The 15,532-nt window shown below is 63.2% G+C and carries 14 protein-coding genes; 10 read left to right on the forward strand and 4 right to left on the reverse strand.

Annotated features, from left to right (window positions below):
* Nucleotides 1-4: 4 nt before the first annotated feature.
* Nucleotides 5-769: an enoyl-ACP reductase FabI gene (fabI, locus tag PAF12_RS05045; protein WP_271108902.1), complete on the reverse strand. Its 765-nt coding sequence runs from the start codon at nt 767-769 to the stop codon at nt 5-7.
* Between the two features lie 219 nt (nt 770-988).
* Entirely contained in the window at nt 989-2,020 is a 1,032-nt protein-coding gene (locus PAF12_RS05050; protein ID WP_271108903.1) for an Mrp/NBP35 family ATP-binding protein, read from the reverse strand.
* Nucleotides 2,021-2,328: 308 nt separating this feature from the next.
* Here PAF12_RS05050 and PAF12_RS05055 point away from each other — a divergent pair, with 308 nt between their 5' ends.
* Entirely contained in the window at nt 2,329-2,643 is a 315-nt protein-coding gene (locus tag PAF12_RS05055) for a hypothetical protein (RefSeq protein ID WP_271108904.1), read from the forward strand.
* Nucleotides 2,644-2,752: 109 nt separating this feature from the next.
* Here PAF12_RS05055 and PAF12_RS18995 read toward each other — a convergent pair whose 3' ends face one another.
* Entirely contained in the window at nt 2,753-3,745 is a 993-nt protein-coding gene (locus PAF12_RS18995; protein ID WP_368045171.1) for a DUF4573 domain-containing protein, read from the reverse strand.
* Nucleotides 3,746-3,849: 104 nt separating this feature from the next.
* On the opposite strand from PAF12_RS18995, the gene PAF12_RS05065 reads away from it, so the two are divergent.
* The 9 genes from PAF12_RS05065 to PAF12_RS05105 all read left to right on the forward strand — a co-directional run bounded on the left by PAF12_RS05065 (nt 3,850) and on the right by PAF12_RS05105 (nt 14,794).
* The gene (locus PAF12_RS05065; RefSeq protein WP_271108906.1) at nt 3,850-5,367 is read left to right on the forward strand and encodes a cytochrome c family protein; all 1,518 of its coding nucleotides are present in this window, start codon (nt 3,850-3,852) and stop codon (nt 5,365-5,367) included.
* A 12-nt stretch (nt 5,368-5,379) separates the two neighbouring features.
* On the forward strand, nt 5,380-7,938 hold the full coding sequence (locus PAF12_RS05070; protein WP_271108907.1) for a molybdopterin-dependent oxidoreductase: 2,559 nt from the start codon (nt 5,380-5,382) through the stop codon (nt 7,936-7,938).
* A gap of 12 nt (nt 7,939-7,950) precedes the next feature.
* Entirely contained in the window at nt 7,951-8,619 is a 669-nt protein-coding gene (locus tag PAF12_RS05075) for a 4Fe-4S dicluster domain-containing protein (protein WP_271108908.1), read from the forward strand.
* Nucleotides 8,612-9,361: a molecular chaperone gene (locus tag PAF12_RS05080; protein WP_271108909.1), complete on the forward strand. Its 750-nt coding sequence runs from the start codon at nt 8,612-8,614 to the stop codon at nt 9,359-9,361. Before PAF12_RS05075 ends, PAF12_RS05080 begins: the two co-directional genes overlap by 8 nt.
* Nucleotides 9,361-10,374, forward strand: coding sequence for a 4Fe-4S dicluster domain-containing protein (locus tag PAF12_RS05085; protein WP_271108910.1), 1,014 nt, complete (start codon nt 9,361-9,363; stop codon nt 10,372-10,374). The genes PAF12_RS05080 and PAF12_RS05085 overlap by 1 nt, the downstream gene beginning before the upstream one ends.
* Nucleotides 10,371-12,173 carry an ATP-binding protein gene (locus PAF12_RS05090; RefSeq protein ID WP_271108911.1) on the forward strand — a complete coding sequence of 601 codons (1,803 nt, stop codon included), beginning with the start codon at nt 10,371-10,373 and terminating at the stop codon, nt 12,171-12,173. The genes PAF12_RS05085 and PAF12_RS05090 overlap by 4 nt, the downstream gene beginning before the upstream one ends.
* The gene (locus tag PAF12_RS05095) at nt 12,170-13,534 is read left to right on the forward strand and encodes a sigma-54 dependent transcriptional regulator (protein WP_271108912.1); all 1,365 of its coding nucleotides are present in this window, start codon (nt 12,170-12,172) and stop codon (nt 13,532-13,534) included. Before PAF12_RS05090 ends, PAF12_RS05095 begins: the two co-directional genes overlap by 4 nt.
* Nucleotides 13,535-13,670: 136 nt before the next feature.
* Nucleotides 13,671-14,453, forward strand: coding sequence for a ZIP family metal transporter (locus tag PAF12_RS05100; RefSeq protein ID WP_271109652.1), 783 nt, complete (start codon nt 13,671-13,673; stop codon nt 14,451-14,453).
* Nucleotides 14,454-14,521: 68 nt separating this feature from the next.
* Nucleotides 14,522-14,794 (forward strand): hypothetical protein, encoded by a 273-nt coding sequence (locus tag PAF12_RS05105; RefSeq protein ID WP_271108913.1) that lies wholly within the window; start codon nt 14,522-14,524, stop codon nt 14,792-14,794.
* A gap of 52 nt (nt 14,795-14,846) precedes the next feature.
* Here the strand turns inward: PAF12_RS05105 and PAF12_RS05110 are convergent, their stop codons facing one another.
* Nucleotides 14,847-15,512 carry a L,D-transpeptidase gene (locus tag PAF12_RS05110; protein ID WP_271108914.1) on the reverse strand — a complete coding sequence of 222 codons (666 nt, stop codon included), beginning with the start codon at nt 15,510-15,512 and terminating at the stop codon, nt 14,847-14,849.
* Nucleotides 15,513-15,532 lie beyond the last annotated feature (20 nt).

Genomic DNA, 15,532 nt, shown 5'->3' on the forward strand with positions numbered 1-15,532 from the left:
TCCTTCAGGCCGTAATCGAATACCCGCCGTCGATGGCATGAACGCCGCCGGTCAGGTTCTTTGCCTCACGCGAGGCGAGGAAGGCGGCAACCGCGCCGACATCCTCAATCGTGGCAAGCTGATGCGTGGGCGCACGGCTGGCCGCGTTGTTCAGAAGCTCGTCGAAATGGGCGATGCCGGAGGCGGCGCGCGTCGCCAGCGGTCCCGGCGACAGCGCGTGAACGGAGATGCCCTTCGGCCCCAGCTCGGCAGAGGCATAGCGGACCGCGCTTTCCAGTGCCGCTTTCACCGGACCCATGATGTTGTAATGGTCCACGACGCGCGACGATCCGAAGAACGACACGGAAAGGCAGGTGCCGCCTTCGGGCATCAGCGGTTCGGCAAGCCGGATCATGCGCAGGAAGGAATGGACGGAGATGTCCATTGCCTTGCTGAAACCTTCCGCCGAGCAGTCGATGACACGGCCATGCAGATCGGCTTTCGGCGCGAAGGCGATGGAGTGGATCAGCGTGTCCAGCCGTCCCCAGCGTTGTGTGATCTCATCGAACACGGCCTCGACCTGACCGGGTTGGGAGACATCCAGCGGCATCATGATATCCGCCCCCAGCTGCTCGGCCAGCGGGCGGACATGGGGTTCGGCCTTTGCGTTCAGCCAGGTGATCGCAAGATCGGCCCCCTGAGCCCGCAGCGCCCGCGCGCAGCCCCAGGCGATTGAGTCCTCATTGGCGATCCCGACAATCAGGGTTTTCTGGCCGGACAGGGAAAACATGAGGCACCTCGCAATGACAGCGAGACCCTAACCCCGGTTTGAGTCAGTCGCGTGACGGGTGCGTAACGAAAATAATGCCAGACTATTCCGATGTTGGTGCTGGTCCGGGGTGCGGCGCGGTATCGCGGTTTTGCGGCGGTTCCTCGTTTTAACTGCCATGCTGGGAAAAACCGCCGCGCGGATATGCGAAATTCCGGTCGACGATCCGTCCGGTTTTCCTCAGTTTCCCTCGCCGGATGCGGTTGCCTGCGGCAATCTGTCCTTCAATGCGGCTGCGACCTCCCGAAACCGCGCTGCTTCGGGGCTTTGGGGATCGGCCCGGACGATCGGGCTTCCGGCATCGCCGGTTTCCCGCATGCTCCGGCTGAGCGGGAGCGCGCCGAGATAGGGGATATTGCGCGCTTCGGCCTCGGCCGCGCCGCCGCCATGGCCGAAAATATCGTCCTCGCCGCCGCAATGCGGGCAGATATGGCTGGACATGTTCTCGATCAGGCCCAGCAAAGGGGTGCCGGTCTGGGCAAACAGATCAATCGCCCGCCTTGCGTCGATCAGGGCGACATCCTGCGGGGTGGTGACGATGATTGCGCCGTTGAGCGGCACGGTCTGGGCCAGTGTGATCTGCACATCTCCGGTGCCCGGCGGCAGATCGACCAGCAGCACATCAAGCGGCGCCCAGATCACCTCATGCAGAAGCTGCCGCATGGCGGTGACCAGCATCGGCCCGCGCCAGACCAGCGCCCGGTCCGGGTCCATCAGCATCCCGACCGACATGCAGCGTATGCCATGCGCCGACAGCGGCACGATCCGGTTCTCCCGCCCGATGGGCCGGCCCGACGCGCCCAGCATGGTCGGCTGCGAGGGGCCATAGATATCGGCGTCGAGCAGCCCGACCCGCAATCCCTGATCGGCCAGGGCCACAGCCAGATTTGCGGAGACCGTCGATTTCCCGACCCCGCCCTTGCCGGAGCCGATGGCGATGATCGCCCCGACCCCGGCGATCGGCGCGGGACCGGCGGGAGCTTCGGGTTCTTCTGCTCGCGGGGCGGCGCGGACGATATCGACCCCGGTCACGCCCTCAATTCGGAGAAGCCGTTTGCGGGCTGTTTCCACAGTGTTTTCGGGCAGGGTGTCGGGCGCGGCATCCAGCACGAAGCTGACCTTGCCGTGACGGATCTGCAGGGCGCGCATGGCGTCCGGGGGCAGAAGCCCGGCCAGTTCCGCCCTGACGAGCGTCTCGATTCGCGTGTCCATGACCTGTCCTTTCCGACATGTGATACATGTTTGATGCCACTTCGTCCCGCGACGTCAACTGGCTGTGAGATGCGGCGTTATGTCGCGAATCCCGCCTGACATTCTGACCTGACAGATTGTCAGGATCGAAGCCTTTGCTTTTCAACAGACTGTGCCGGGGCCGCGGGCCAGCCATGACAGATTGTCAGGTGAAATTCATATAAGCAATTGTATTTGCTTATTTTTATTATTTCAACTTGGAAATCACCGGCTATCTATGGGGTGTGACCGAAGGCAGCGAGACGCCTTCCCAGACGAGGGAGAGCCGGATGAGCCACCGTATTTGGGCCGCCACTGTGATTGTGATGGTTTGCGCCGGATTTGCTGGCGCGCAGGAGGCCGAACCGGAGCCGGGGGCCGCGTTTGTGGCCGGGACCGCGCCATCGGCGAGGCCGCCCGAAGCCCCGGTAATCGAGGCCGTGGACAAGGACGCGGATTGGTATGCGCAGGCCCTGACCGGGGTCAGCCAGCCCTATCCGGCAAGCCTGAGCTTTCTGGAGGAGCAGGGCAACTGGTTCTCGCCATTCCTGCATCCGGGAATGCCACCTCCCTACGATATTCGCGGCTGGTACCAGACGGACTAGCCGCAACCGGACTTTCGGCGCCGACCTGCGCCGGAGGGCAGCGTTTCCACGGGATGGGCCCGTGCCAGACGCGATCTTATATGAGGAGCGAAGCGTATGAAGATGACGATCAGGACCACATTCGCAGCGGCTCTTTGCACGGGTGCGCTGATGTCGGTCGCCAGTGCTCAGGGTATGTCGGGCATGAGCGGCATGGATGGAATGGACGGCATGTCGGGTATGTCCGGCATGGACGGGATGTCGGGCATGTCCGGTATGGATGGCATGTCGGGTATGAGCGGCATGGATGGCATGTCGGGAATGTCCGGTATGGACGGCATGAGTGGCATGGGCGGCATGTCCGGGATGAGCGGTATGGCCGGCATGGCTGGCGGTAACCCCGGCTGGACCTGCACCCAGTGGACCATGACCGGTCAGGGCGGCATGTCCGGCATGAGCGGCATGGGCGGCATGTCCGGCATGGGCGGAATGTCCGGCATGAGCGGCATGGGCGGAATGTCCGGCATGAGCGGCATGGGCGGAATGTCCGGCATGAGTGGCATGGGCGGAATGTCTGGCATGTCCGGTATGGACGGGATGTCCGGCATGAGCGGCATGGATGGCATGTCGGGCATGAGCGGCATGGATGGCATGTCTGGCATGAGCGGCATGGATGGCATGTCGGGCATGAGCGGCATGGACGGAATGTCTGGCATGAGCGGCATGGACGGGATGTCCGGCATGAGCGGCATGGACGGGATGTCGGGCATGTCCGGTATGGATGGCATGTCTGGCATGAGCGGCATGGACGGGATGTCCGGCATGAGTGGCATGGACGGAATGTCCGGCATGAGCGGCATGGACGGAATGTCCGGCATGAGCGGCATGGACGGAATGTCCGGCATGAGCGGCATGGACGGAATGTCCGGCATGAGTGGTATGGGCGGAATGTCCGGCATGAGCGGCATGTCCGGGATGGCCGGTAACAATGCGGGCTGGACCTGCACCCAGTACACGCTGGCCTCCGGGCAATCGGGCATGTCCGGCATGAGCGGCATGGGCGGAATGTCTGGCATGTCCGGCATGGGTGGCATGTCGGGCATGAGCGGCATGGACGGCTCATGGACCCCGCCGGAAGAGAAGCCGGCGAACTGATCGCCCCGTTCTCCTCGCCAAACCGGGCGGCGGCAGGCCGCCGTCCGGACCAGCCGTATCGGAGACATGATTATGCAGCGTTTGGAACAGTGGTTTGGTATGGCCGCATTGGCGCTTTATGCGCTGACGGGCGTGCTCGCCGTTTTTGTACTGGGAACACTTATTGTCAAAGGCGTCCCTGACCGCACGCCGGAATATATCGTCGCGGCACGCGCCGCAGCAGAGGCGGCGGCGGCAAATCCTGACGCCGGCGCTGAGGACACCCCGGCCAGCGGCTCTGCGCCTTCCCCGGAACCCGCTGTCGAAATGGCGGCGGCTGTCGATCCGGCGGCAGGCGAAAAAGTATTCGCCAAATGCAAGGCATGTCATACCGCCGATAGCGGCAAGGCCGACAGGATCGGTCCGCATCTCTGGGGTGTGTTTGACCGCCCCGTCGCCTCTGTCGAGGGGTTTGCCTATTCCGATGCGATGGCCGGGCATGGCGGAAACTGGACCGTTGAGGAACTGGACGCCTATCTGGCCGATCCGAAGGGCGATATTCCGGGCAACAAGATGGCCTTTGCCGGTCTGAAGGACACGGCGGACCGCCAGAACGTGATAGCATGGCTTGCGGCGCAATCCGACAGCCCGGTTGCGGCGGATGCGCTGTCATTCGCCGGTGTCGCGCTGGCTTCCGCAGATGCGGCCGCCACGGCCGAGCCCGCCGATGATACGCCCCAGATCGCGCAGATCGCCTATACCGATCCGCCCGAACCCGGCGAGGATGAGATCGCCCGGATCGCGGCACGGCTTGAGGAATTGCAGGCCGAAATCCCGACGCTGGATTATCAGCGCGCGCGGTATCTGCCGATCCACAACCAGCCGGAGATCAACGCTGCCTCCGATCAGGAATGCCTCGCCTGCCATCAGGAAATTCTCGACCGCGAGGTGCGGCTGGAATCCCCCGCCGGTCTGAAATCTACCGAGGCGCTTGCATGGTATCAGACGCTCGACACCTATATCCCGCAGGACGAGACCGGGCAGTCCAATTTCCACTGGCGCCATATCTCCAGCCCGCTGGCCCAGCAGACGATGAACCTGCAATGCAATTTCTGCCATCAGGGCAATGATCCGCGCGAGGAAAGCCCGGACCTCGTACCGCTGCGCGCGGCCTTCAGCGCCGATGCGACCTCGCCGGAGTTCACGTTGCGCAAGATGGTGAACCCGTCAGAGACCTGCCTGCGCTGTCACGGCGCGATGCCGGACCCGGAAGGGATCATGGGGCTTTATGGCGAATGGCCTGAAATCCGCGCCGATCTGGAGGATCAGACGAGTGACGATCCGACGCTGGCGAATGGCTGTCTGAGTTGCCATCAGGATCTCTACCGCACCAACCGCCACAATGTGACCTATCTGAAGGCCGCAGGGATCGAGGAACTGGCGCAGTCCGGCTCTGACACCTGTTACGGCTGTCACGGCGGCCGGGCCTGGTACCGGATCAGCTATCCCTATCCGCGCCATCCGTGGCCCGATATGGACCCGACGCTTCCCGAATGGGCGGCGAACCGGCCCACAAGCAGCGATGAACGCTTTCAGCGTCCGGCGAACTGAGGAGAACCCAAGATGACACTGCAATCCCGCCTGTCGAACTGGGCCAAGGCCATCACCCCGACCCGTCGCCGCTTCCTGCAATCCGCGAGTGCGACCGCCGCCACGGTGCTGGTCGCGGGCAATATGCCGCGCAAGGCGCATGGCTTCGCCTATGAGCCCTATCCGACCGATGACGAGTTGGAGACCGTCGTGACCTCCTGCGCGCATAACTGCGGCAGCCGTCACATGCTGGTCGCGCATAAGAAGGGCGACGTGATCGTGCGCCTGTCGACCGATAACGGCACCTATCAGGGCGATGCTTATGGCACCGATACCGAGGAGAAGCCGCAGATCAGGGCCTGTCTGCGCGGCCGGTCCTATCGCTCGCGCCTCTATAGCCCCGAACGTCTGCTCTACCCGATGAAGCGGGTCGGCAAGCGCGGCGAGGGCAAGTTCAAGCGCGTAAGCTGGGACGAGGCGCTGACCGATATCGCCAACCGCATGGTTTACCTGAAGGATAAATACGGCCCCACGGCTCTGGTCGATCAGTCCTATGCCGGGGCGTCCTATGGCGTGCTGCATAAATCCGACCAGATCGAGGGGCTTCTGGGCCGCTTCCTCGGCATGTTCGGCTGCCGGACGAATTGCTGGTCGGTGCCGTCCTATCAGGGCACGACCTTCAGCAGCCGCACCACCTTCGGCACCATCGAGGACGGGAACGAGGACGACACCTTCGCCCACACCAAGCTGATGATCATGTGGGGCTGGAACCCGGCCTATACGTTCCACGGTGGCAATACGTTCTACTATATGCGTATGGCCAAGCAGCGCGGTTGCAAATTCGTGCTGGTCGATCCGCAATATACCGATAGTGCTGCGGCCTATGACGCGTGGTGGATCCCGATCCGGCCCAACACCGATGCCGCGATGATGGCCGGCATGGCCTATCATATCTGGGAAAACGAATGGCACGATCAGGGCTTTATCGACAGTTTCGTGCAGGGCATGGACCCCGGCACGATGCCGGACTGGGCACAGGGTCAGGAGAGCTTCCGGGAATATATCTATGGCGAGCGTGACGGCACGCCCAAAACCCCGGAATGGGCGGCGGAGATCTGCGGCGTCAGCGCCGATGACATCCGCAAGCTGGCCGAGATGTATGCGACCACCAAGCCAGCCGCGCTGAAGGCAAGCTGGGCACCAGGCCGCAACGCGTATGGCGAACAATATAACCGCATGGCCGCAGCCCTTCAGGCGATGACCGGCAATATCGGCATTCTCGGCGGCTGCGCGGAAGGTGTCGGCAAGGCGTGGCACGCGGAAGGCGTGGCCTATCCTTACGACCAATATGCAAATGTCTGGTACGCCTCGATCAAGTCCGACCGCTGGGCGCATTGCGTGCTGAACTATCCGAACCTGAAGCGCGAAGAGGTCGGGCTGTGGCCGCGTCAGGACAATCTCGACGGGGTGATCCCGAATATTCGCGGGATTTTCTATCAGGGCTCGGACTGGTTCAACCAGCTGACCAATATCAACAAGGAGATCGAGGCGATCCGCAAGCTGGAGGCGGAAGGGGACGAAGAAAGCCTGTTCGTCTGCATGGACTCGACCATCACCCCGACCGGCATCTGGTGCGATTACCTGCTGCCGATTGCCACCCATTTCGAACGGCATGACGTGGCGCTGCCGTGGTATAAGGGGCACTACTATATTCACCGTCCCGTCGTTATTCAGCCCTTGGGCGAAAGCCGCACGGATTTGCAGGTCTTCACCGAACTTGCCTACCGGCTGGGCTTTGGGGAGGGGTATAACCCGAAGGCCACCCGCGATTACTTCTGGGATCCGACCTCGGTCGATGAGGCCTATCTGCGCGACTGGTGGTCTCGGGTGCAGATGAATCAGGGCGTGGAGATCGATTGGGAGACGTTCAAGAAACGCGGCGTTTATAAGTTCATCCTACACGAGCCGCATGTGGCGTTCCGCGAGCAGATCGAACAGGGGGTGCCGTTCCAGACCCCGTCGGGCAAGATCGAGATATTCTCGACGACGCTGGCCCAGACGCCTGACTGGACACGGACCCAGTATGGCTATGAAATCCCCGCGATCCCGAAATGGATCGAACCGTGGGAGAGCCTGAACAGCGAAAAAACCGCCGACTTCCCGTTCCACGTCATCTCGCCGCATCCGCGCTGGCGGACGCATTCGATCTTCAACAATATCCCGTGGCTGCGCGAGACGTTCAGTCAGGAACTGACGGTCAATGCCTCGGACGCGAAACGGCTGGGGATCGAAATGGGCGACACGGTCGAGGTCTATAACGACCGCGGCTCCTGCATCGTGCCGGTCTATGTGACGGAGCGCTGCATGCCCGGCGTGGCCGTGCTGCATGAAGGCGCGTGGATGGATCTGGACGAGAACGGCAAGGATCTGTCGGGCAACCCGGATTTCCTGACGCTGGACGAACCCAGCCCGGCAGGTGCCTTCGCTTACAACACGGTGCTGTGTGATATCCGCAAAACCGATCTCAGCCACCGACCGGGATGGGATCAGCTTGCGACCGCGCGCAGCCATGTCTTCCGTCGCGATCTGTGAGGAGTAACGATCATGGCAAACAAGATCGACAAGGCCCGGATCAAGGAGAACGCCGCCCGCATCAAGCGTGAGGGTTACACCCCGGTGGTGCCGGATATGCAGATGGGCTTCATCCACAACAATGTGGACTGCATCGGCTGCCGGGCCTGCGAAATTGCCTGCAAGGACAAGAACGGGCTGTCGGCGGGGCCGCGCTTCCGCCGGGTGCAGTATATCGAGGGCGGGGTGTTCCCGGACGTGTTCGCCTTCAAGATCAACATGTCCTGCAACCACTGCGCCGAACCGGCCTGCCTTCCGGCCTGTCCGACCGGCGCGATCTGGAAACGGGCCGATAACGGCGTCGTCGACATCGACAGCACGCTGTGCATCGGCTGCCGGAAATGCGAAGCCGCCTGTCCCTTCGGCGCGCCGCAATTCGACCCGGAGGAAAACGTCGTCAAGAAATGCAATATGTGCATCGACGAGTTGGAGGCGGATCGCAAACCTTACTGCGTCGCCGCCTGCATGATGCGGGTGCTGGATGTCGGGCCGATCGATCAGATCGACGCGGGCAGCTATGAAACCAAGGCGGTCGGGCCGAATGACGAAATGGTCCGTCAGGTCCGCACGATGGCCGATCCGGAACTGACCAACCCCTCTATCCGCTTCGTGCCGCACAGCAAGGGGCGTGTCGATGGATGATCAAAGCGGAACGCCGGATCAGGAAGCGGTCGAGGCACTTGGCGTCGGGGCGCAGGCGCTCGGCCTGCTGATCCGGCTTTTGGACCGGGAACCGGATGCGGAACTGCTCTCGGCGTTGAAGGAGATGCGGGCGGGCGATTTCTATGCCGAATTGCTGCCGGTCGGGCGCGGGCACGAGGCCGGGCTGGCGCTGCAATCGGCGCTGGACAGTCTGCCTGACGCGCCGGATCAGCAGGTGCTAGACCTGCTCGCGGCCGATTTCGCCGATTGCTTCCTGACCCACGGATACAGGCTGTCGCCCAATGGCTCTGTCTGGATGATGGAGGAGCGGCTGGAACGGCAATTGCCGATGTTCGAGGTGCGCGAGTGGTATGCGCATTACGGGCTGGAAGTGCCGGACTGGCGGATCAGGTCCGACGATCATCTCGTCCACCAGTTGCAATTCGTGCAGCATCTGATGGAGTTGTCGGAACAGGTCGCGCTTGTCGATGCCGCGCATTTCATGGACCGCCATGTCCTGCCCTGGGCGCCGGAGATGGGTCGCCGCATGGCGCAGCGCTGTGCGACGCCGCTCTATGCCGCGACCGGGGCGCTTGTCGCGGATCTGCTGCCGGTGCTGCGCGAGTTGCTGGCGGAGTTGACTGGCGTCGCGATCAGCATCGCGCCTCTGCCGGGGGACAAGCCACATCCGAAAGCGCCGGAACGGGAGCTTTATATTCCCGGTGCCGCACCGAGCTGGTGATGTCCTCGCGGGGACAGCGCGGCCCCCGGATCGATCACGAGGCCTGTTTGCATGGGCTGTCGGTCATGGCGGGATGCGCCGATTGCATCGCCGCCTGTCCGCATGAGGCGCTGAGCTTTTCCGGCGGAGCCATTCACCTCGACCCGGTTGCCTGCAATGATTGTGGCGCTTGTGTTGGGGTCTGTCCGGTTCGGGCGATAACTGCCGGGCAGCCTCAGGTGACGCCGCTGGCCGATACCGGAACGCTGACCCTTGTCTGTCAGCGCCACAAGGCCGCGCGCGGGTTGACCGCCCGTGCCTGTATCCAGTCTGCCGGGCGGGAGCAGGTGGCGCGCTGGATGCTCGACAATATCCGCCATATCGCCTGCGCCACCGGGGATTGCGAAACCTGCCCCGATGCGCCTGCTGCCGGTCTGGCTGAAACGGTGAATGATCTGGCCCCGCTGGCCGAGGCCGCAGGCCGGATACCGCCACGGATCACGCAGGCGAGCCTTTCTGAGGTCGAGACATGGCGTCGGCATGCACAAGACGCCCCGGCCCAATCACGCCGTGCCCTTCTGCGCGCTGTGGTCGCGCCGTTGCGGGAAAGCGTGGCGGATGACCGGGCAGGGCCCGCATTGCGGCGGTTGCAATCCGAAATGCCCGCCGATGCGCCGCGCGCCTTCGTGCCGGTGATAGATGCCGCGACCTGCACAGGCTGCGATGCCTGCATCCGTCTGTGTCCCGAAGCGGCCTTGACCCTGATCAACGACGATGACGGCGAAATGCGCTATGTGGTTTCTGCGGATGCGTGCACGGGTTGCCTGCTTTGCGAGGATGTCTGCACGGATGCCGCGATCGAGGTTGATGCGATGAAGCCAGCGCCGCCAGCTGTCGCCCTGAATGAGTTTCGCTGCCGCGCCTGTGGCAGGGAAACCCATGTGCCTGCCGCAGGTGATTTCGGCAGAACCGGGCTGTGCCCGGTTTGCGAGCGGACCGGGCATCACAAGAAGCTGTTTCAGGTTCTTGCATGACCATCATGACCGGGTTTCGGGACCGGATCGCGTCGCGGGTCTGGATACAGCTTGTCACCCTGCTGGGCGCGACGCTGCTTGCGGCCTCCACCGTTTTGCTGGTTCTGGTCATCGGGTTTTATTATCAGCGGTTGTCAGCGACGCAGGATAACTCGGCGGAGATGATCGGCGACCTGCTGCAAACCGCGCTGGAAAAGGCCATGCTCGCCCGTGACATCCCAGCCCTTCAGGGGACGGTCGATGCGCTGAGCGCCACGCCGACGATTGCGGAGATCGCGGTTCTCGACCGGGATCGGCGCATTCGCTTTACCAGCGGCGCGCTGCCTGCGGGCGGCATCCTGCAACCGGATCAGCCCGCCGGGCAGGACGGTTTCGCCCGGATCGAGCGCCCGGTCCCCAACCAGCCGGCCTGCGAAAGCTGTCACGGCGCGGTCGTGGAAAACCCTGTGAACGGGTTTCTGGTGGTGGATTATGCCGTCAGCGGGATCATGCGTGACACGCTGGTTAGTGCGGTCGGGCTGGTGGTGCTGGGCGGTCTGGTGACGCTGGCAGCCTCGACCGTTTTGGCGCTCGGGTTGCGGCGGATCGTGGTGCGGCCGGTCAAGGCGCTCGGCATGGCGACGGAACAGATGGCTGCGGGTGACCTGAGTTCGCGGGTCGCCCCCGATCCCGGCGGCAATGAGATTTCCGCCCTTGGCCGAAGCTTCAACCAGATGGCGGAGAATATCGAAGCCGGGCAGGCTGCGCTGACCCGGTCGGAGCGGATGAGCCAGGCGCTGATCGACGCCATCCCTGACGGTATCCGGGTCATCGGCCCGGATTTCCGCATCCTCCGCGCCAATGCCGCTTATGGCGAGCAGACCGGACGGCCCCTGTCCGAGATTATCGGCCAGCCCTGCTATGCCTCCAGCCACGGCAGGGATGAACCCTGTCCCTACACGCTGGTGACCTGTCCGGTTGCGGAAATGCGCAAAACCGCCCGCCATCTTACCTTTCGCGACGTGCATCTGAACCCGGACGGGGTGCAGATCCCGGTGGAGGTTTCCGCCGCGCCGATGGAGGATTGCGTGGTCGAGGCGATCCGCAATCTGGACGAACAGGCGCGAATTTCTCAGGCGCAGCGCCTGTCGGAAATCGGTCTGCTGGCGACCGGCGTGGCGCATGAGATCCACAACCCGCTCAGTTCGATGGAACTGGCGCTGGACCGGATCACCCGCGATCTGGCACAGGGGCGCGATGACAAGGCGCAGGAATATTTCCCGCTGATCCGTGGGGAAATCGCCAAATGCCTTGAGATCACTGATAATCTGATGCGCCTCGGCGGTCCGGCGGAGGAGGGGCAGCAGCTTGTCGATCTGCGCCGCGCCGTGACGGGCGTAACCGGGCTTTTGTCCTTCGAGGCGGAGCGTCGGGGCGTCAGTGTCGCGATTGATATATCCGACGAGTTGCGGGTTCTGATCGCCGAGGCCGATCTTCTGATGGCGATCAGCAATCTTGCGCTGAATGCGATCCACGCCATGCCCGGTGGCGGCGTGCTGACACTGTCCGGCCGCCGGAGCGAGGCGCGCATCTTGCTGGAGGTGTGCGATACCGGCGTCGGCATTCCGGCGCAGGACATCAACGATATTTTCATGCCGTTCTGGTCGCGCCGCGCGGATGAGACCACGGGGCGCGGCCTTGGCCTTGCGATCACCCGTGCAATTGTCGACCGTGCGAATGCGCGGATCAGCGTCGAAAGCGCGCCCGGCCAGGGCAGCCGCTTCACCATCTCGTTCCCCGACCCGGATGCAGCATCATGACACAGTCGGATATTTCGTCACCCGAGAAGCCCGGAAACGGCAGCCGCCGCACCATTCTGGTCATCGAGGATGACATGACGCTGAACCGCCTGCTTTGCGGACAGTTGAGCGAAATGGGCCATGCCGTGCATGGGGTGGCCTCGCGCGCTGACGCAATGGAGCTGCTGGGCGGCATTGCGCCGGATCTGGCGCTGCTCGATGTTCGTCTGCCTGACAGCAGCGGGCTGAGCTTTCTGTCGGAACTGCGCGAATATTGCCCGGTGATCGTCCTGACCGCCTATGCCTCGATCAATCAGGCGGTTGAGGCTGTGAAGGAAGGGGCAAGCGAGTATCTCGTCAAGCCGGTCAGCCCCGCCCGGCTTGAACTGGCGATCAGTCGTGCGCTGGAGACGATGGCGCTGCGTCGCGATCTGGCCTTCTGGCAGGCGGAGGCGCAACGTGCGGCGCGTCATGAGCTGATCGGGGACAGTGCGGCGCTGGCGGAGTTGCGCCGCATGGTCGGGTTGCTGGCGGCATCGGATTCGCCGGTGCTGATACGGGGCGAAAGCGGCGTCGGCAAAGGCGTGATCGCCGCCGCGATCCATGCCCAGGGACCGCGCGCCAATGGCCGTTTCGTGACCGTCGATTGCGATCCGGAGATGATGGAATCCGAATTGTTCGGCAAGGTTCGGAACGGTCAGCTGATCGAGGGGCTTCTGGCGGCGGCGGATCACGGCACCGTGTTTCTGAACGACATCGAAAAACTCAGCGGCACCATGCAGAGCCGGCTGCTGCGCCTGCTTGAAAAGGGCAGTTACCGCCCGCATGGCAGCAATGCCGAGATCTACAAGGATGCGCGGGTGATCGTTTCGACCGCTGCGGATCTCGATGCGCTTGTGACGCAGGACCGGTTCCGGTCTCAGCTTTACTACAAGCTGTCGGGCTTTGCGCTGGTTGTGCCGCCATTGCGGGACCGGCGCGAGGATATTCTGCCGCTGGCGGACTCGCTGCTGGCCAATCGCAGTTTCCAGCGGGGGGTGGAGAAATCCTTCTCAGCCGATGCGCGGGATCTGCTGCTGCATCACGACTGGCCGGGAAATATCCGCGAGCTTGCGAATGCCGTGGATCGCGGTGTCATGCTGTCCGCTGGCGAGGCAGTGATAGAGCCGGATCAGCTTGGCCTGACGCATCGCAAGAGCGCCACAGGGGACGACGCCACGGCGGTTACGCTGCGTTTTGCCGCCCCGCCGACGCTGGACGACCTGCGCGATGCCTATATCGCGGAACTGATCGAACGGCTGGACGGAAACCGTCAGCGCATCGCCACTGTGCTGGGCATATCGGAGCGGAACCTCTACCGGCTGCTGAAACCTCGCGCCTGATGTCCGGCTGAACCTGCGCCAAGCCCTTTACATTGCCGCCGGGACGCGTAGTCATCCGGGGAAGTTGTAAATGCCCGGTGAATACCCAAGCAATTCACGATATTGCGCCGGGGCAATTCGGATGAGGTTCGTCGACGTGGATCATCTTTCACCTGTGATGCTTGGCTTTATGGGCAGTCTGGCGGCTGGATCGCTGACGGCCATCGGGGCGATCCCGGTGCTGTTCGGGCGTGTCCCCTCAAGGGCGATGCGCGATCTTTCGCTGGGATTTGCCGCTGGCGTGATGCTGGCCGCGTCGTTCTTTTCGCTGATCATCCCGGCGCTTGATGCTGCGGAAGGCATGTATACCAACGAGGCAGCACCCGCTGCCATCGTCTGTATCGCCATTCTGCTTGGCATGGGTGCCGTGGCGCTGATGAACGAAAAACTGCCCCATGAGCATTTCAAGACCGGTCGGGAAGGGCCGGAGGCCGCATCCCTGCGGCGTGTATGGTTGTTCATTATCGCGATCACGATCCATAATTTCCCGGAAGGGCTGGCCGTTGGTGTCGGTTTCGGCTCCGGCGGGGTGGAGGGCGGGATGCCGCTGGCCATCGGGATCGGTCTGCAGAACGCGCCCGAAGGTCTGGCGGTCGCCGTGTCGCTGCTGGGCGAGGGCTACAACAAATATCGCGCCTGGGGGATTGCCGCGATGACCGGCATGGTCGAACCGATCGGGGGCCTGATCGGTGCCGGGATCATGGTGCTGTCCGAACCGATCCTGCCCTGGGGGCTGGCCTTTGCCGCTGGTGCAATGCTCTATGTCATCAGCCATGAGATCATCCCCGAAACCCATCGTGGCGGCCACCAGAACAAGGCCACGCTTGGCCTCGCGGTCGGGTTGGTCATCATGCTGTTTCTCGATGTCTGGCTGGGGTGAGGCCACGGCGCACCCCGCACACCCGTAAACCGCCACCAAATATTACACTGAATCTGGGAGATACTCACATGGCAAAACGTTACGCAGTCGTCGCATTTGCGTTGCTGATTACGGCGGGCTGCACCGCACGGACAATTGAAACCAGCGCGGAGCCGGCGCAGGACGAGGGACTGCCCCCCGAGGTCGCCGCGATCGCGGCACCGGGCCAGAACCTCGCATCGGCGCGTTTCCGGCCGGAGGATGGTTGCTATTGGTATGATTACGCCGGACCCGTTGAGACGACCACGGTTCCGCTGCGCGCTGCAAACGGCAACCAGATCTGCAACGCGGTTTCCGCCTGATCCGGTCAGGACCGTCCGGCGTGATGACGGACGGTCCTTTGGAAATGCCGGGTCAGCTTCGTGCCGTCAGCCCGCCATCGGCGGAGTAGAGATAGGCTGTCGAACCCATCTCAACCAGCGGATAAAGATCGTTGATATGCGGCATGACCATGCGGACGCAGCCGGAACTGGCGCGGCTGCCGATGGATCTGGGGAACGGCGTGCCGTGAATGCGCAGATAGGTGTCGCGATCCCCGACATAGAGATACAGCGCGCGTGACCCAAGCGCGTTTTCCGGCCCCGGCTCCATGCCGTTTGCATATTGGGCGTAGATCTCCGGTTCGCGGTCGATCATGTTTTGCGTCGGCGTCCAGTGCGGCCACTGGACCTTGCGCTTGATCGTGTAGACGCCGGGCTCGTAAAGATCGCCGCGCCCGATTGCGACACCATAACGCATCGCCGTGCCGCCCTGTTCGATATGGTAAAGATACCGCGCGACCGCATCGACGTGAATATCGCCCGGAACCAACCCGGCATTCGCAAAGACCCGTTGTGGCAGAAACCGCGGATGCAGCCCCCAGGGGTTCGAGATGGCGGCGTTATAGCCGGGCGGCGTCACTTCCGCGTCCCACGCCGCTTTCTGCGCGCCGGTCGGCCAGGTCGAGGCAAGCAGCGGCCCTGCCGCCGTTGCCGAGAAAAGCGCCGTGGTGGTCTGGATGAAATGTCGTCTCGTAAGCATCTGTCCCCTTCGTCGTTCTG

It is taken from the genome of Paracoccus sp. SCSIO 75233 (assembly GCF_027912675.1).
Taxonomy (GTDB): Bacteria; Pseudomonadota; Alphaproteobacteria; order Rhodobacterales; family Rhodobacteraceae; genus Paracoccus.